Source organism: Nitratidesulfovibrio sp. D1 (assembly GCF_051133415.1).
In the GTDB taxonomy this organism is placed as follows: Bacteria; Desulfobacterota; Desulfovibrionia; order Desulfovibrionales; family Desulfovibrionaceae; genus Cupidesulfovibrio.
Window position 1 is genome coordinate 447,799 of the sequence record NZ_JBPGNZ010000002.1, and the last position, 17,312, is coordinate 465,110.

14 protein-coding genes are annotated in these 17,312 nt (G+C 68.4%); 2 read left to right on the forward strand and 12 right to left on the reverse strand.

From position 1 onward, the window contains the following. Nucleotides 1–247 precede the first annotated feature (247 nt). Nucleotides 248–1,369, forward strand: a complete 1,122-nt coding sequence (locus ACR4XJ_RS05065; protein WP_434754181.1) for an NAD(P)H-dependent flavin oxidoreductase — start codon at nucleotides 248–250, stop codon at nucleotides 1,367–1,369. Between the two features lie 326 nt (nucleotides 1,370–1,695). On the opposite strand, the gene ACR4XJ_RS05070 is transcribed toward ACR4XJ_RS05065, so the two are convergent. From ACR4XJ_RS05070 to ybgF, 6 genes are all read right to left on the reverse strand, one after another. Further along, nucleotides 1,696–2,874, reverse strand: coding sequence for a tyrosine recombinase XerC (locus ACR4XJ_RS05070; protein ID WP_434754182.1), 1,179 nt, complete (start codon nucleotides 2,872–2,874; stop codon nucleotides 1,696–1,698). Further along, entirely contained in the window at nucleotides 2,849–3,907 is a 1,059-nt protein-coding gene (locus tag ACR4XJ_RS05075) for a diguanylate cyclase (protein WP_434754183.1), read from the reverse strand. The genes ACR4XJ_RS05070 and ACR4XJ_RS05075 overlap by 26 nt, the downstream gene beginning before the upstream one ends. 118 nt (nucleotides 3,908–4,025) lie before the next feature. Beyond that, nucleotides 4,026–4,865 (reverse strand): HDOD domain-containing protein, encoded by an 840-nt coding sequence (locus ACR4XJ_RS05080; RefSeq protein WP_434754184.1) that lies wholly within the window; start codon nucleotides 4,863–4,865, stop codon nucleotides 4,026–4,028. Further along, on the reverse strand, nucleotides 4,862–5,365 hold the full coding sequence (locus ACR4XJ_RS05085) for a hypothetical protein (RefSeq protein WP_434754185.1): 504 nt from the start codon (nucleotides 5,363–5,365) through the stop codon (nucleotides 4,862–4,864). The genes ACR4XJ_RS05080 and ACR4XJ_RS05085 overlap by 4 nt, the downstream gene beginning before the upstream one ends. Nucleotides 5,366–5,421: 56 nt before the next feature. Beyond that, the gene (dprA, locus tag ACR4XJ_RS05090; protein ID WP_434754186.1) at nucleotides 5,422–6,801 is read right to left on the reverse strand and encodes a DNA-processing protein DprA; all 1,380 of its coding nucleotides are present in this window, start codon (nucleotides 6,799–6,801) and stop codon (nucleotides 5,422–5,424) included. A 19-nt stretch (nucleotides 6,802–6,820) separates the two neighbouring features. Further along, complete coding sequence (ybgF, locus tag ACR4XJ_RS05095; protein WP_434754187.1) at nucleotides 6,821–7,663, reverse strand: tol-pal system protein YbgF; 843 nt, start codon at nucleotides 7,661–7,663, stop codon at nucleotides 6,821–6,823. Nucleotides 7,664–7,942: 279 nt separating this feature from the next. On the opposite strand from ybgF, the gene ACR4XJ_RS05100 reads away from it, so the two are divergent. Further along, entirely contained in the window at nucleotides 7,943–8,899 is a 957-nt protein-coding gene (locus tag ACR4XJ_RS05100) for a hypothetical protein (RefSeq protein WP_434754188.1), read from the forward strand. A gap of 354 nt (nucleotides 8,900–9,253) precedes the next feature. On the opposite strand, the gene ACR4XJ_RS05105 is transcribed toward ACR4XJ_RS05100, so the two are convergent. From ACR4XJ_RS05105 to ACR4XJ_RS05130, 6 genes are all read right to left on the reverse strand, one after another. Then, nucleotides 9,254–12,325, reverse strand: coding sequence for an Hpt domain-containing protein (locus ACR4XJ_RS05105; RefSeq protein ID WP_434754189.1), 3,072 nt, complete (start codon nucleotides 12,323–12,325; stop codon nucleotides 9,254–9,256). A gap of 159 nt (nucleotides 12,326–12,484) precedes the next feature. Then, nucleotides 12,485–12,853 carry a response regulator gene (locus tag ACR4XJ_RS05110; protein WP_012611924.1) on the reverse strand — a complete coding sequence of 123 codons (369 nt, stop codon included), beginning with the start codon at nucleotides 12,851–12,853 and terminating at the stop codon, nucleotides 12,485–12,487. 10 nt (nucleotides 12,854–12,863) lie between these two features. Then, nucleotides 12,864–13,595: a chemotaxis protein CheW gene (locus tag ACR4XJ_RS05115; RefSeq protein ID WP_434754190.1), complete on the reverse strand. Its 732-nt coding sequence runs from the start codon at nucleotides 13,593–13,595 to the stop codon at nucleotides 12,864–12,866. Further along, complete coding sequence (locus ACR4XJ_RS05120) at nucleotides 13,592–14,365, reverse strand: ParA family protein (protein WP_434754191.1); 774 nt, start codon at nucleotides 14,363–14,365, stop codon at nucleotides 13,592–13,594. Before ACR4XJ_RS05120 ends, ACR4XJ_RS05115 begins: the two co-directional genes overlap by 4 nt. Nucleotides 14,366–14,473: 108 nt before the next feature. After that, nucleotides 14,474–15,352: a CheR family methyltransferase gene (locus ACR4XJ_RS05125; RefSeq protein WP_434754192.1), complete on the reverse strand. Its 879-nt coding sequence runs from the start codon at nucleotides 15,350–15,352 to the stop codon at nucleotides 14,474–14,476. Further along, complete coding sequence (locus tag ACR4XJ_RS05130) at nucleotides 15,352–17,277, reverse strand: HEAT repeat domain-containing protein (protein ID WP_434754193.1); 1,926 nt, start codon at nucleotides 17,275–17,277, stop codon at nucleotides 15,352–15,354. The genes ACR4XJ_RS05125 and ACR4XJ_RS05130 overlap by 1 nt, the downstream gene beginning before the upstream one ends. Nucleotides 17,278–17,312: the final 35 nt, after the last annotated feature.

Consider the following 17,312-nt stretch of genomic DNA (forward strand, 5'->3'; position numbering starts at 1 on the left):
GCGCGGGAGAAACCGCACCGCCGCCACCGTACCGCACGACGCCACCCAGCGTTCGCTGCCCGAAAGATTCCGATGCAGCCCCGGAGACGGCGCGATTCCGGCATCATGCCGCATTGCGCGTCTTCCGCGCGCCGCCCGCGCATGGCGGCACACCGGAGCGCCCACGGCCATGCCAGGCATGCGCGCGGGCCCGGTTCATTCCGCGTGCCTTCACCGGCACGCACGCACCGCACCGGAGGACTGAATCATGCCTTTTCCGACCCTGAACATCGGCGACCTGGTCGCCCGCATACCCATCGTGCAAGGCGGCATGGGCGTCGGCATCTCGCTGTCGCGCCTGGCGTCCGCCGTGGCCAACGAAGGCGGCATCGGCGTCATCGCCGCCGCCATGATCGGGATGAAGGAACCCGACGTTGCCAAGAACCCCATCGAAGCCAACGTCCGCGCCCTGCGCCGCGAGCTGCAAAAGGCCCGCGAGCTGACCCAGGGCATCGTGGGCGTGAACATCATGGTGGCCCTGACCACCTTCGGCGAAATGGTCCGCACCTCCATCGAGGAGCGGGCGGACATCATCTTCTCGGGCGCGGGCCTGCCGCTGGACCTGCCCAGGCACCTGCGCGACGCCTGCGACCAGAAGAAGGAAGAATTCCGCACCAAGCTCGTGCCCATCGTGTCGTCCGCCCGCGCGGCCTCGGTCATCGCCAGGAAGTGGATTTCGCGCTTCGACTACGTGCCCGACGCCTTCGTGGTGGAAGGCCCCAAGGCGGGCGGCCACCTGGGCTTCAAGGCCGAGGAGATCGACGACCCCAGCCATTCGCTGGAAGCGGTCATTCCGCAGGTGGTGGAAGCGGTGAAGCCCTTCGAGGACGAAAAGGGCCGCCGCATTCCGGTCATCGCCGCCGGCGGCGTGTACACCGGCGAGGACATCACCCGGTTCCTGGAACTGGGCGCGGCGGGCGTGCAGATGGGCACCCGCTTCGTGGCCACCCACGAATGCGACGCCGACGACCGCTTCAAGCAGGCCTACGTGGACGCCACCGAACAGGACGTGACCATCATCAAGAGTCCCGTGGGCATGCCCGGACGCGCCATCGGCAACTCGTTCATCGATGCCATGCGCGAGGGCGCCAGAAAGCCCTTCAAGTGCGTGTTCAAGTGCATCAGCACCTGCGAGCAGGAGAAGACCCCCTACTGCATCGCCGCCGCGCTGATCAACGCCATGAAGGGCAACCTGGAGAAGGGCTTCGCCTTCTCCGGCGCCAACGTGTTCCGGGTGGACCGCATCCAGTCGGTGCACGAGCTGATTTCCTCGCTCCAGCAGGAGTTCGAGGAGGCTATCGCCAAGCGCTTCGGTATGTTGCGCGCGTAGGGGCGTTGCGTCCTTTCCGGCGCGGACACGCTGCGGACGGAACCCGTCTTTTGCCGCCGGGCTGCGTTGGCTTGTCGTTTTTGATGCTCACGTACGAAAGTACGCTCCGCTCAAAAACGCCAAGCCGCCTTGCCCGGCGGGCAAAACTCGTAATTCCTCGCATCCTCTCCGCACAGCCCCCCGCGACGGAAGACCGTCGCGGGATATAAGGAAGAAACCCTCGTTCAATCGAAGGGCTTCCAACAACTCACCGACATGCAACGGGCCGGAACCCCACGAGGTTCCGGCCCGTTTTCTTTTGCGAACGGGAAAAGAAACGGAAAGCGCTACCGCTTCGGCGTGCCCTTTCCGCCCTTGCGGGGCTTGGCGGCACGGGACGGTTTTTCCGGCGTTGCGGCGGGCTTGGGCCTGGCCGCCTTTTCCGCCATATCCGAGCGGGGGTGCGCCCGGTCGTACACGTCCACCAGGCGCGAAAGGGTCAGGTGGGTGTAGCGCTGGGTGGTGGAAAGCCGGGCGTGGCCCAGCAGTTCCTGCACGCTGCGCAGGTCGGCCCCGGCCTCCAGCAGGTGGGTGGCGAAGGAGTGGCGCAGTCCGTGCGGGGATATGGCCTGCGGCAGCCCGGCCCGCAGGCACAGCGCCTCGATGATCCGCGCGGCCTGCCGCCGGTTCAGGCGGCCGCCCCGCGCCCCCAGGAACAGGGCGGGTTCGCCCCGGTCCCCGTCCACCTCGTGGCGCACGGCCAGCCAGGCCCACAGCGCGTCGCGGGCCGTGTCGCTGAGCGGACTCATGCGCTCGCGCCCACCCTTGCCCATCACCCGCACCACGCCCGATGCGGGGTCCGCGTCCAGCACGTCCAGTCCCAACGCCTCGGACACGCGCAGTCCCGAGCCGTACAGCAGTTCGGCCAGGGCCAGGTCGCGCGCCAGCAGCACGGCGTCGCCGGGGCCGGAATCCGCGGCGTGCCCGGCGCGGGCCGTGGCAAGGGCCTTGCGCTGCCGCCGCTCGTCCAGCAGGGCGAAGGTCTGGTCCACGTTCAGGGCGTGGGGATGGCGCTGTTCCTGCTTGGGGTTGTGCACGCCCGCCGTGGGGTCCGCCGTGACCCGGCGCAGCCGCAGCAGAAACCGGAAGAACGCCCGCAATGCCGACAGCTTGCGGGCCACGCTGGACTTGGCGATGCGCTGGCGGTGCAATTCGGCCAGAAACCGCTGCACGTGACGCCTGGTGATGTGTTCCGGGGTGTCCAGCGAAAGGAACGGGGAGGGCTGCACGGGAGCGGGCAAGGCGGGCCGGCCGGAAACGGCAGGGGGAGTTGCGGCCTCTTCCAGGAACGCCGCGAACTGGTCCATGTCCGTGCCGTAGGCGGCCACGGTGGCGTCGGCGTAGCCCTTTTCCATACCCAGGTGGGCCAGGAACATGTCCAGCAGCTCGGCGCGGGCGGAGGCGGGGGGCGCGTGCCGGGGTCCGTCGGCCCCGCCTGTTTCACGACTGTCGCCGGTCGAAGACATAGCAACTGCCCGTCCTGTCCTTGGCCAGCTTCTTGACCTGGCTGGCCCGGTACGACGCCTCGCCGTAGTGGGCCAACGCGAACCCGGCGGCAGGGCGGTTGCAGACCACGGCGATGGACACGGCCATCAGCGGGAACGTGCGCACCTGCCCCTGCCGGTCGTGGGCCACGATGGCCCCGCGCGCGCGGTCGTCCGCGTCGTAGAAGCCGGGCACGATGGCGTCGAAGGCCCCCACCACTCGGCGGCAGGCGTCTTCCGCCTGGTCCACGGGCGTCACGAACACGTAGTCGTCGCCGCCCACGTGCCCCACGAAGGCGGGCTGGCCGCGCACCTCGCGCACCGTGGTGGCCAGCAGCCGCGCGGTGAGCATGAGCACCTCGTCGCCGCGCGAGAAACCGTACTTGTCGTTGAACGCCTTGAAGTTGTCGAGGTCGGCGTAGGCCAGCGCGAAATCCATGCGCCGGTCGATGAGCCCCTGGATGAACTTGATGATCGAGGTGTTGCCCGGCAGCTTGGTCAGCGGGCTGGCGTCCAGGGCGCGGCCCGCGCGGGCCAGGGCCAGTTCGACGCGCGCCCGCAGTTCCGTGGCCAGCGGGAGCGGCAGGGGCGCGCGCCCGGCGTCCGGCACGGCGGGCAGCACCATGAAGTCGTCGGCCTCCACGCCCTGCCAGTCCACCCCGGCCACGCCCGGCGCGTCCGTCACGTTCAGGGCCAGCAGGGTGGCCACCTGGCGGTAGACGTTCTCGCCCTTCACCAACTGGATCAGCGACACGCCCGACATGTCCGGCAGCGCGGCGGAAACCAGCAGCAGGTCCGGCGGGTCGAGGAAGAACTGCTCCAGCACGGCCCGCCCGTTGTCGAACACCCGCCAGTCCATGGGACGCGGCGTGATGCCGGGCATGGCCGGCGATCCGCCGTCGGCGGGCCACAGGGCGCGCACCGTGGCGGCCAGGCAGCCGTCGGCCGTGACCAGCCAGCAGCGCGGCACGCCCGCCGCTGCCGCCTCGCCGAAACCCAGGGGGCGCGTGCTCATCGCGCCCTCCCCGCCGCTCTCCCCGCCACGCGGACCGCGTGCGGCAGGATGAACGGCCCAGGCAGGCCGGACGGTACGGGCAGGCCCGGCAGAAACGGCCTTGCTGCGGCGTCACGGATCATGCGAAGCCCAGTTCCCCGGCGTCGGCGAATTTCTCGCACAGGGTGTCCAGCAGCGCCTCCAGCGAGCGCTGGTTCATACCCAGCAGCTTCAGCGCGTGGGGCGACAGCGGCGGCACGTTGTCGTCGCCGCCGGAACCGTACTCGAACAGCCGGGCCATGAAGTTGCCCACGTGCACCACGCAGGCCATCTGCGGGTAGATGCGCGCGCCCATGGGCTTGTGGTGGAAGGCCATGCCCTCGCGGATGGCCGGGGGCAGGTTCCAGTGCTCGGCCAGCCATGCATTGATGCGGTCGTGCCCGAAACCGAGCACCTGCGTTTCCGCGTCGATGTACAGAAGGTCCTGTTCCTTGACCACGGCGTCCACCCGGGCCTTGGCCTCGGGCAGTTGCAGGGCCGACACCACCTTGCCGAGGTCGTGCAGCAGCCCGGCCACGGCGTATTCCTCCGGATCCTTCATGCCCAGCGCGCGGGCCAGTTCGCCGCAGGCCAGCGAGCAGCCCACGCTGTGGTCCCACAGTCCGCGCATGGCGCGGTTCATGTCGTCGTAGACAGAGGTGGAGATGATCAGCCCCCGGATGACGTTGAACCCCAGCAGCACCAGCGCGTGCTTCACCGTGCCGATGCGCCCCGGAAAGCCGTAGATGGGCGAGTTGACCATCTTCAGCACCTTGGCCGCCAGCACCTGGTCGAAGGAGATGACCTTGGCCACCTGGTCGGTGGTGGTGTTGGGCAGTTCCAGCAGGCGCGAGACTTCCTGCAGGGCGGTGGGGAGCGTGGGCAGGTCTTTCACCGCCAGCAGCCGCCCCTTGTAGGTGGTGCGCAGATCTTCGCTCATCGCCCGTTCTCCCGTGGCGCGCCGTTGCCCCCCGCCATTTCGGGCCGGTCTGGCCCGTCCTCCGGTCCGTCATCCACCAGCGGCACCAGCGAAACACGGTTTTGCGCGGCAAGGGCTTCCGCCTCTTCGCGCGCGGCCTCGGCGGCGGCCGCGATGGCGGCGGCCTCGGCCTCCTCCGCTGCCCTGGCGGCGGCGATGCGCTCGGCAAAGAAGCGGCGCAGCATGTTGCGCAGGGTGACCATGAACCGGTCCTGCCCGTGCTTGCGGAACAGGTGGTCCAGCCGCCCGGCGATGCGTTCAAGGTCGTTGCCGCCGTCGTCGCCGAGGTCCACGGGGCGTCCCTGCACGGTGAGGGACTGCACCCCGCTGACGCGAAAGCGCGAGATGATGGTGGTGGTCAGTTCAACGCCTGCGCCCACCAGCACCAGCCCGTCGGACTTGGTGACGGGCTTGGCCAGTTTCATGCCGGGCGCGGCAAGGTCGAGCGGTATCTTCTGCATATCCTTCTCCGGCGGTGCGTGCGCGCCGCCGTTGCTGTCCGTGTTGGCGCGTTCCCCTACATACGCTCGTAGCGCATGCCGGGCAACCGGCGCACCCCGCCCCCTACCTCCAGCAACACCAGGCGGGCGCTGACGTCCGCCGCGCCCATGCCCAGCGCGCGGCAGATGTCGTCCACATGGACGCCGGGCCGGTCGCGCAGCAAGGCCAGGATGGCCTCATCCGGGCTGCCGCCGGACGCAGGGACGGGCGCGGAGACATTCCCGGCCGCCGCCGGACGATTTCGCACGGGGCGTGCCGCCTTGCGGGGCGTCGCCGGGTTCGTCCGAACCGTCCGGATCGCCGGTGGCGCCGGAGGGGCCGGGGTGTCCGCCGGAAACATCCCGTCCAGAGGATCGCCGTTCCGGCCGGGGGGCGGGCACGGCGCGGCCAGCGCGGCCAGTTCCATGCCCAGCACCGGGGCCAGGTCCGCCAGCATGTCCTCCGCCGTGGTCACGGGCCGCGCCCCCTGCTCGATGAGCCCCCGGCAGCCGCAGGTGTACTGGGCCGTGGCCGGGCCGGGCACGGTGTACACCTCGCGCCCCTGCTCCAGGGCCAGGCGCGCGGTGATCAGGCTGCCGCTGCGGGCCGCCGCCTCCACCACCAGCACCCCCACGGAAAGCCCGCTGATGATGCGGTTGCGCACGGGAAAATGCGCGGGCAGGGGCAGCGTGCCGGGGGCGTATTCCGACACCAGCAGTCCCGTGGATTCCATGCGTTCGAACACGTCCGCGTGTTCCGGCGGGTAGACCACGTCGATGCCCGTGCCCAGCACGCCGATGGTGGAGCCTACCTCTTGCAGCGCGGCCACATGGGCCTCGCGGTCGATGCCGCGCGCAAGGCCGGAGACGACGGTGACGCCCGCCGCGGACAGGCTGTAGGCGATGTCGGCGGACACGCCGCGCCCGGCCCGCGAGCACAGGCGCGAACCCACCACCGCCACGGCGTGGTTGGCCAGCAGAGAGGCGTCGCCCCGGCAGTACAGCACGGCGGGAGCATCGGAAATCTCGCGCAGCCGGGCGGGGTAACGCGGGTCGGTCCATAACAGGATACCGCAGCGGCAGCCGCGCACCGCGTCCCATTCCTGCCGGGCGGACTCGCGCCATGCGCCGTTCGCCACCGGAGCGGCCATGTGCGACCGCACGCCCGCCCGCGCCCAGCCGTGCCCGCCGCCCTCGGCGGCCTGTACGGCGGCCAGCGCGGACCCCAGCCCCGCCAGCAGGCGGCGCACCGTGCGCGGCCCGATGCCGGGGCTGTGGCGCAGGGCCAGGGCGGCCCACAACTCGGCGCGGCCCGCCGCGTCCAGGTCGGCAAAGGCGGGCAGCGCGGCGGGGCCGGGCGTTGCGGATCCGGAGCCCGTGGCGTCCGGGCTCGCGGTGGCGGGAAGCGGTGGGGCCATGGCTGCGGCGCGGACCAGACTATCCGTTGGGGAAACGCTGCCGGGCCAGCCTGGCGGCCGGGGAATCGGGATGATCTTCGCGCAGCGCCTTCAGGTGAAAGCGCACGTTCTCGTCGTCGCCGAGCTGCTTGTAGGCCAGCGCCGTCTTGAGCAACGAGTCCGCAGCCTTGTGGTGCTTCGGAAAGCGCGCCGTGACCTCCTTGAAGGCCACGATGGCGTCGGCGTAGCGGCGCTGGGCGTACAGGGCTTCGCCCTTCCAGTACAGGGCGTTGGGCACCAGGGCGCTGTTGGGGTAGTCGCCCAGGAACCCGTCGAAGCGCACGCGGGCCTCGTCGGCCCTGCCGCGTTGCAGCAGGTTCAGGGCGGCCTCGTAGGCGGCCTTGTCCGAAACGGGTCTGGCGGCCCTGGGTTCCGGCTTTTGCGCGGCCTTGGCGGCCGGGGTGGCCTTGGCGGGTTCCGGCCGGACCGGCTCCGGCTGGACCCGGCGGCCGCCCTTGCCCAGGTCATCGGCGTCCACCGAAGGCGGCGGGGCGACGGAAGGCTGGGCCGTATCGTCCTTCTTGCCCGCCAGCGCGCCTTCCAGCGCGTCCAGCCTGCGGCCGTCGGATTCGCGGTCGCCGTCCACGCGGGCGGACAGCGCGGCCTGCTTTTCCTCCAGGGCGCGCAGCCGTTCGTCCACCGAACTGTCGCGGGCCTTTCGGGCTTCTTCGTAGGAAAGGTACTTTTCCTCCAGCATGCGCAGCCGCCATTCGGTGCTGCCCTGTGCCGCGCCCTGCCCGGCGCAACCGGAAAAAAGGGCCGTGGCCAGGAGAAGGGCCGGTACAAGCAATGCCGCCGATGCGCGAAGCCGCCGATGCTGCATGAGGAATCTCCGAACAGGCCGAGTACGTTGACGGAACTGTACCCTCCATAGGCGATGGCCGCCATTTTTTCAAGGAAATCCACATGCCGCCGCGCACCGGACGGCCCCCCGCGCGCTTTCGCCCACACACGGGGGCATCGGTGGAGACAACGGCCCGCGCCCTTGCGCCCCAAGCGGTTTTGGGGCACAAGGGCCGCTGCGGCAACGCCCCGGACGCCTGCGGGCCTCCTGGCAGCAGGCCGTTCACGCCGCCGCATCACCCCAACGGAGCTTTCGCGAATGATCCTGTTCCCCGATGCCGCCGTCTGGTCGCTGGCGCTGCCGGGCGGCATACTGGCCTGCCTGCTGCTGGCCGTCACCGGCCTGCCCTTCCTGTGCCTGTCCGCCCAGCGTCTGGCCGTGACCCAGCGCTCCTCGTTTCCCGACAAGCTGGCCCGTCAGGGAGCCCTACTGTCCGCCCTGACCGCCGCCGTGCTGGTGGCCGTGAGCGGTGCGGTCATGGTCCGCATGGTGCAGATGCAGCCCGACCTGATGGAAGGGCCGTTCCGCGTGCCGCTGCTGTCCGTGCCCACGCTGCTGGCGGGCTCCGGCGCCTGCGCCGCCTTGTACCTGCTGGGCTGGAAGCACATCAAGGGATCGGCCATGCACCGCTTCGTGGGTCTTGCCGCAGGCATCGGCGGCATCGAGGCCACGGCCAGCGGCTTCTCCCTGGCCCGCGCCCTGCTGCTGCCGGGCCATCCCCTGCCCTCCAGCGCCTCCGCCATGGACACCATGCGCGCTCTCATCAGCGCGCCGGTGGATTCGCTGCTGTGGCCGGTGCTGGGGCAATCGGTCTTCGTGGCCGCCGGGGCCGCCGGAGCCCTGTGCCTGGCCTGGCTGCTGACCCGCCGCGCGAAGGACGACTTCGGCCGCGACTACTACAACTACGCCCTTGGCGTGTGCGCCCGCTGGGCCTTGGGCGGCACCCTGTGCGCCCTGCCCGTGGGCGTGTACGTGCTGTACCGCGCCGCCACCCTGACCAGCCCGGACCTGACCGCCCTGCCCCCGCTGCTGCCCCTGGCCGGGACGCTGGTGCTGCCGCTGGCCGCCTGCGGCCTGTGGGGCACGGTGATCCGCTCCGCCACGCCGCTGCGCCACAAGGTGGGCATCGTGAGCGCGCTGGTGCTGCTGATGGTGGCCTGCGGCTGCGAGGCCAGCACCCTGGCCTATGTGGTGCGGCTGCACGCCCCCATGTAGGGGCTGTTTCTAAATTGTCCTTTCGCCCGTTGGCAGACCGACCCGAAGGGCGCGGAGCGTGCCCGTTAAGCGAGCTTGCGAGCTTTGCCCCAGCCGTAGGCGAGTCAACGAGCCGTACGGATGGGGACAGCAACGATACGGGCATCGAGCGCAGAGCGGTCAAACTTCGCCCGCCATTTCAGTCAAATACCAAAGAGTATATTCCCTTATGGCAGGCTCGTTTTCCTTGCCAACGAACGAAAACCCTAATTTGGAAACAGCCCCTGGCCCATCCGCCCGATCCCAAAGAAAAACGCCCCCGCCCGGTGCTGCCGGACGGGGGCGTTCTGTTCTGGGGAAACTGCTGGCGGAGCCTTAAATCGCTTTCGAGGTGGCCATCATATACACCTCGTGCGGGTCCAGAATCAGGATGACACTGCCGTCGCCCATGATGGTCGCGCCCGAGATGCCCTTGAGGTCGCCGAGGTAGGCCCCCAGGGGCTTGATGACGATTTCCTGCCGTTCCAGCAGCCGGTCCACCACCAGGCCCAGGCGCCGGTCGTTGTCGTGGATGACCACCACGGACAGCACGTCCTGCTTGTCGCCCTTGGGCAGGCCCAGCAGTTCGGACAGCGAGGCGATGCCCAGCACTTCGCCGCGCAGGGTCACGGCCTTGCGGCCCTTGACGTCGGTAAGGCGGCGCGCCTCGATCTTGGTGGTTTCCGACACGGCGTCCAGCGGGATGGCGTACATCTCGCCCGCCACGTTGACCATCAGCGCGTCGATGATGGCGAGGGTCAGCGGCAGGGACAGGGTGAAGCGGGTGCCCTTGCCGATCTCGGAATGGATGCTGACGCTGCCCTTCAGGTTCTTGATGTTGGTGCGCACCACGTCCATGCCCACGCCGCGCCCGGAGATGTCGGTGATCTTCTCTGCCGAGGAGAAGCCGGGGGCGAAGATGAGTTCCATGGCCTCGCGGTCGTCCATGGCCTTGGCTTCGTCGGGCGAGACGATGCCCTTGCGCACGGCCACTTCGCGCATCTTTTCCGGGTCGATGCCCTTGCCGTCGTCCTCGATCTCGATGGCGACGGAGTTGCCCTTGTGGTAGGCGCGCAGGGTCACCTTGCCCTTGGCCTTCTTGCCCTTGGCCACCCGCTCGTCCTCGGACTCCACGCCGTGGTCCACCGCGTTGCGGATGAGGTGCACCAGCGGGTCGCCGATGACCTCCACCACGCTCTTGTCCAGTTCCGTCTCCTCGCCTTCCAGGATCAGGTCCACTTCCTTGCCGCTCTTGCGCGACAGGTCGCGCACCAGGCGCGGGAAGCGCGAGAACACCGACGACACCGGCACCATGCGCACCTTCATGATGGTGTCCTGCAGGTCGTCCGAGATGCGCGCCATGGCGTAGGTGGTTTCGGACAGGTCCTGGGCCACCTCGGCGATGACCACGTTGGTGTCGTCCTCCAGCCTGCGGGCCAGCATGGTGTAGCGGTTGCGGTTGATGATCAGTTCGCCGATGAGGTTCATCAGGTGGTCGAGCTTCTCGTGGTCCACGCGGATGGTGGACGACGCCTTGGCCGTGCCGGCCTGCTGGGCCTGCGCGGCGGCTGCGGCACCCTGACCTCCCGAAGGGGCCGACGGAGCAGCCGGAGCGGCGGGCTTGGGCGGCGTTGCCGGGGCCGAAGGCTTCGGAGGCGCCGCCGGGGCGGCAACGGCAGATGCGGGGGCCTGAGCGGCAGACTTCACCGCCTCGGCGGACGCGGGGGAGCCGGTCACCCCAGTCACCCCAGTCACCGAGGAAATGGTGACCACAGCCGCATCGTCGTCCTCCGGCTCTTCGTCGTCGGCATCGCCCCCGGTTGCCTCGGCCGGTGTGGCTGCCGCCGGAGCGGGAGCGGGCGCGGCCTTGGCCTCCTGAACTGGAGCCGGGGCGGGAGCGGCTTCGGGAGCCTGCGCAGGCGCGGGCGTGCTGATGCGGGCGATCTGCTTTTCCAGCATGTCGCCGATGATGGAGGTTTCCTGCTCCATCAGGTCCACCATCAGGCTGAAATCCATGCCCGAAAAGCGCGCCTGGTCCACCAGACCGGCGGTGCGTTCCGCATAGACGCGGATTTCGTCCAGCCCCATGTAGCCCGAGGAATTCTGGATGGTGACCAGGCACCGGTACAGCGCGTCGATGTACTCGCGCTGGGTGCCGTCGGCGGCAAGGGTCTTCAGGGCCACGCCGACGTTGTCCATCTGCTGGCGCACCGTGTTGATGAACAGCGCCACGTCGTCGGGGTCGTAGCCGGGGGCCACGGGGGGCGACGGCATGTCCTCGTCGCCGTCCGCTGTGGCGGCACCCGATGCGGGGGCTTCCGCCTCCTCAGGCGCCTCGGCCACCGGAGCGGCCCGGCGTCCGCCGAGGCCGTCGGGCAGGGTGATCTCGCCACCCGCCACCGCCTTGCGCAGGCAGTCGAGGATGACCGAAATGTCGAACGGGGTGACGTTGCCAGTGGCCGGGTCGATGCGCGACACCAGCGCTTCCAGCAGGTCCACCACCAGCAGCAGCAGGTCCACCAGTTCGTGCGAGCCGGTCATCTCGCCCCGGCGCACGTTGTTGAGCAGGGTTTCCGCCTCGTGGGTCAGGCTGTTCAGTTCGGCGAAGCCGATGATGCCGCTGTTGCCCTTGAGGTTGTGGAAGAAGCGGAACAGGTCGTTGACCAGTTCGCCCTGCCCGGTGGGGTTGCGCTCCAGTTCCAGCAGCCCGGAACTGAGGTTTTCCGCCATCTCGCGGGCCTCGTCGATGAAGTCCTTGAGGTGCCCTTCGCCGAAGGCGGTCAGGGCGTAGGACTCCATGGGCTCCAGCGTGGCTATCCATTCGGCGGAACCGCCCTCTGCCGGGGCGATGCGTTCCGGCTGGGGCTGCGGCGCGGCGGGCACGGGTTCGGGGGCGGGAGCCGGGGCAGGCGCTGGCGCGGGTTGCGCCGCCGCCACGGGCTCGGGCTCCGCCACCGGCGCTGGCGCTCGGGGCGGAGCGGCGGGCGCGGGTCGCGGAGCCGCCGCCGGGGCGTCTCCGGCCATGATGGCGTCGATGGTGGCGATGATGGATTCGGTCTCCACGTCGCCCTCGCCGCCGGTTGAATCAAGGTTGTCCACCATCTGGCGCAACGCGTCGGTGGCCGAGAGGATGACATCCATGATCTCGGAGGTGACGGTCATGTCCCCCTTGCGCAACTCGTCCATGATGTTTTCGGCGCGGTGCGCAAGGCCGTTGATCCGGTTCAGCCCCAGAAAGCCGGACGCGCCCTTCAGCGAATGCATGGGGCGGAATATCTCGTTCAGCAGCGCGAGATTGTCCGGCGCCTTCTCGAGTTCGAGCAGGTTGGGCTCGATGGTCTCGAGGTGCTCTTTGGCTTCGACGATGAAATCGGCGAATATTTCCGGATCCATGAAATCCTGACTCATACCCTCACCTCAGGTAGGCCGGGGCGTGGCCGTGCTCGATAGCCGGGATGCCGTTCGGCGCGGCGCCATGGCCGCCCGCACCGGGATTCCCGGGCCCCCAGAAAGCCTTGGCGCGGCGCCGTGCCGCGCGTTCGGAACCACTACACTGCATCGTATCGGTCAACCGAGCAGCATCTTTATGTTCTTGACCATCTTTTCCGGCTGGGCGGGCTTGACCATGTACAGGTTGGCGCCAAGGCTCATGCCCATCTGGATGTCCTTTTCCTGCCCTTCGGTGGACAGCACCACGATGGGCAGGTCGCGGTAGGCTTCCTGCTCACGCACCGTCTTGATGAAGGTGAACCCGTCCATGCGCGGCATGTTCACGTCGGAGATGATCAGATCGACCTTTTCGGAGGAGTACAATTTCTCCAGACCGTCGAGTCCGTCCTCCGCCGTGGTCACCTTGAAGCCTTCCTTTTTCATGATGAAGGCGACAAGGTTGCGAACGGTCTTGGAGTCGTCCACGATCAATATATGCTTGCTCATGCGTGCCTCCTCAGCGTTTCAGAACACAGTCGAGTATCTTGTCCACCGAAACGATGCTCACCAGGCGTTCGCCCGCCTTGAGCAGGCCGGACACGAAGTCCACGCTGACGCCGAGGTGCGATTCGATGGCCCAGTCGATATCCTGTTGCGGCACCCGGTACATGGTGTGCACCCGCTCGATCATCATGCCCATTTGCAGGCCGCGCCTGCGGCAGACGATGATGAATTTGTCCTCGCCCCCGGCGCTTCCGGCGCCCTCGCCGCCCCCGTACCCCCCGTCATCCCCATGGGGCACGTCCAGCAGTTCGCGCAGCCGCACCAGCGGCGTGACCCGCCCGCGCAGGTTGACGATGCCCGCCACGAACGACGGGGCGGCGGGCAGGCGCGTGGGCGTGGAAAACTTGATGACCTCCTGCACGGCCTCGGTGGGCACGGCGAATTCCTGGGCCCCCAGGAAAAACCCCACCATTTGCAGCACCGGTTCGCGGCGCAGGCGGGCGTCCAGCGCTTCCGCCTCGTCGTCGATACCGGGAACGCCCACTGCTCCGTCCGCCGCCGCTCCGGCGGCCCCTGCGCGCGAAGGATCGATGCCGATGCGGCGCAGGATGTCGCCTTCCTCGACGCCAAGATACTTCTGCATGAAGGCCCGTTCGGCGGCGGTGAACTCGCCTCCGCCGCCCGTGGCCGCTTCCGAGCCGAAATCGTGCTGGCGGAAGTACTCCTCGGGTGAACGCTGGGTCATGATTGCAACATCTCTTCGGCCAGCGCGTCGTAGGCACGCGCCCCCCGGCTGTCGGGATCGAGATCGTAGATCACCCTGCCCTGCGCGCTGGCCTCGCGAAAGCGGGTATCCATGCCGACCACCGTGTTGAACATCTTCGGTCCCATCTTCTGCGCCAGCAGTTCGAGCACCCTGTTGCACGCCCTGGCCCGCTTGTCGAACATGGTGGCCAGGGCCCGGTACCTGATGGGCTGCGGCAGCACCTTGTTGAGCACCCGGATGGTGTCGAACAACAGTTTCAGGCCGTGCAGCGCCAGAAAATCGGTCTGGATGGGAATGACAAGCAAATCGCAGGCCACCAGCGCGTTCACCAGCAGGATGCCCACGTGCGGCGGGCAGTCGATGATGATGAAGTCGTAGTCGTCGCGCACGTGCGCGATGGCCTGTTGCAGTATCGCTCCCTTGCCCTTGCGGCCCTTCAGGTCCACATCCAGTTCGGCAAGCTGGATGCTTGCCGGGGCCACGTCCCAGTCCTGCCCTTCGTTGCGGCGCACCAGGCGCTTCCACAGGCCGGGCCAGGCCGCCTCGTCGACCATGAACAGGTCGTACATGGTCACGTCCAGGTCCTCCGGGTAGAACCGGAGGTGCACCGAGGCGTTGGCGTGCGGATCAAGGTCCATGATCAGCACGCGCTTGCCCCGGCGCGCCAGCGCCGCGCCCAGCGTCAGGGTGGAGGTGGTCTTGCCCACGCCCCCCTTCTGGTTGGCGATGGCGACTACCCGCGCGCCCATCGGCCGTCCCGTGCGCCCGTACCCGAGGGGCGCTTCCCGGCCGCGCCCACCTTTCCGGGCACGGATTGGTTCCGTTCCGTCACGTTGCCGTCTCCCTTGCCGCCGCCGTCACTCCAGCTTGCGGTAGATGATGGCGCCGGTGTGGTGTTCCGGCTTGAAGGCGCGGGTGATGTTGTGCAGCGATTCCGAATGCCCGATGAGCAGGTATCCGCCGGGCAGCAAGTTGTCGTAGTACGAGCCGATGACCTGCTTCTTCATCTCGTCGTCGAAGTAGATGATCACGTTGCGGCAGAACACGATGTGCGAACGCTCCACCCGCTTCAGCCCCATGCGGTCGCTGAGGTTGATCTGCCCGAAGTTCACCAGCTGCTTCAGCTTGGGATCCACCTTGAACTGGGTGCCTTCCTTGATGAAGTAGCGATCGATGATCTCCTTGGGGGTGGTGCGCAGGGCGTAGTCGGAATAGACGCCGCGCCGGGCCGAGGCCAGCACCGCCTCGGACAGGTCGTTGGCGGTGATCTTGATGTCCCAGCTCGCAAGCTCGGTCTTGAGCACCTCGTGCAGGATGATGGCGAGGGTGTACGGCTCTTCCCCGGTGGAGCACCCGGCCGACCAGATGCGCAGCCGCTTCTGTCCCTTGGCGCGCAGTTCGTTCAGGACGGTCTTCAGCACGTGTTCCTGGAACACCTGCAACTGCGGTGGGTTGCGGTAGAAGCTGGTTTCGTTGGTGGTCACCACCTCGAACAGCCGGTTGAGCTCCACCCGCTTGTTGGCGTCGTAACGCAGGAAGTAGTAGTACTCGCCGAAGTTCTTGAGGTTCAGTTCCTTGAGGCGGTTCGACAGGCGGTTTTCCACCAGGTACTTGCGGTTTTCCGCGATGTAGATGCCGCATTGCTGGTAGATGAAGTCGCGCAGCTGCACGAACTCCTCGTCGGAGATCTTCAGTTCCTTGCGCAGCGTGATGGAGTTGGAGAACAGCGAGGACATCAGTCATCCACTCCTTGTTCCTCGTGGATGCGGGCGGCCGCCGTCTCGGCGGCCTGCTGGACCTCCGGGTCCTCCGATTCCATCAGGTGCAGCAACGCCCGGAACGCGACGTTGCCGCCGATGGCCCCCAGCGCTTCCACCACCTTCAGCAGCACCAGGTGCCCGGCGTTTTCCGTCAGCGCCACCAGTTGCGGCACCGCGTCGGAATCCTTCAGCGAGCCCAGCGCCTCGATGGCCCGCACCCGCACCCAGTCGTCCGGGTCGTCCAGGGCCTGGATGAGGTAGGGGAAGACGTTGCCTTCGCCGCAGTTGCCCAGAAGCTCGATGAGCGCCAGGCGCACCTCGCGGTTTTCGTCGTGCAGGCGGGGCACCACCAGTTCCAGCCGTTCGCTGGTGAAGGGGCAGACGTTGGCCACCGCCTCCAGCGCCACCTTGCGCACGTCGGGAATCTCGTCCTCCAGCGCTTCGGTGAGTTCGGCCAGGTTCGCGTCCACGTCGAAGCGCCCCATGGCGTACACGGCCATCATGCGGTGCAGCGGGTCCGGGCTGCGGAACGATTCGCGGAAGCGGGCGTTCATGCCGGGGTCGTTCAGGGCGATGCACGCGTCGAGGGCGGCTTCCTTCACGTCGTCGTAGGGATGTTCCAGCAGGGCCAGCATGCGCTCGCCCGCCTCCACCGCCTTGGCCCGGCGGCCCAGGTAGTGCAGGGCGGCCTTCAGCACGTGGGCGTCGTTGTGGCGGTCCAGCACGTCGATGAAGAAATCGCGGTCGCTGGGGTCGCAGCGTTCGGCCAGCACCGTGGACATGGCCCGCTGCGCGTCGCGCGGCTTGTCCCAGAACACCCCGCGCAGCACGTCGATGCCGTGGCGGCTGGGCATGCCCCGGATGGCCTCGACGAGGATGAGCAGGGTGTGCTCGTCGTCGCCGCGCACGTGGCGGTCCACCGAAGCGTTGAAGCCGATGTCGGCCAGGCTGTGCACGCAGGCCACCAGGCGTTCGTGGTCGCGGTCGGGGTCCAGCGTCACGGCCACCTTCAGCACCGCCTCGGTGGCCTCTGCCCCCCCGATGCTGGCAAGGCCGCGCATGGCGGCGTTCTGCACGTCCTCGTCCTCGTCGTCCATGGCGGCCAGCAGGTAGTCGCGCAGGCGCAGCCGGTCCTTTTCACCCAGCAGGGACAGCGACTTGCCGCCCAGCACGTTGACGATGGCCTTGGCGATCTTGTTGCGCAGCGGGCCGGGCGACTTGTCCAGGCGTTTCAGCAGCAGCGGCACGGCCTTGATGTTGCCCATCTCGCCCAGGGCGTCCACGATCATGGAGGCCACCAGGTCGGACGCCGCGTCCAGCGCCTTGACCAGCGCGTTGACCGAGGATTCGGCCCGGATCTTGGTCAACGCCTCGATGACCGAGAACTGCACCCACTCCTCGTCCATCATGGCCTTGTTCAGGCATTCCGCCGCGTCGGGGAAGGCCAGGGTGCCAAGGCTGACGGCGGCCTGGTAGCGCACGTTGACCTCGGGGTCGCGCAGAAGGGCCTCGCACAGCGGGGGCACCGCGAGGATGCTTTCCGAGGTGCCCAGGATGTCGGAAGCGAAGATGCGCATGTCGGGGTCGTCGTCATGCAGCAGCTGCTTCAGCGAGTCGAAGTCGTCGGCCCCGATCTCGCGCAGCACGTCCATGGCGATGTTGCGGATGGGCGCGTCGTCCGACCGCAACAGGGGCAGCACCCCGCGCACGGCGGTCACGCCCCCTACCTTGCGCAGGGCCCGGTCGGCCGCTTCCTGCACCCCTATGTTGTGGCTCTGGATCTGCGCCACCAGATGCGGCACGGCGCTTTCCAGCCGAAGGTTCCCGGCGGCATAGGCCGCCTCGCGGATCGCCTCGACGTCGTCGCCCTGGAGTTGCTCGATGATCTGCTGTTCGGACATACTCCCGTCCTTCCGTGAATGGCTGGCCTTATTGC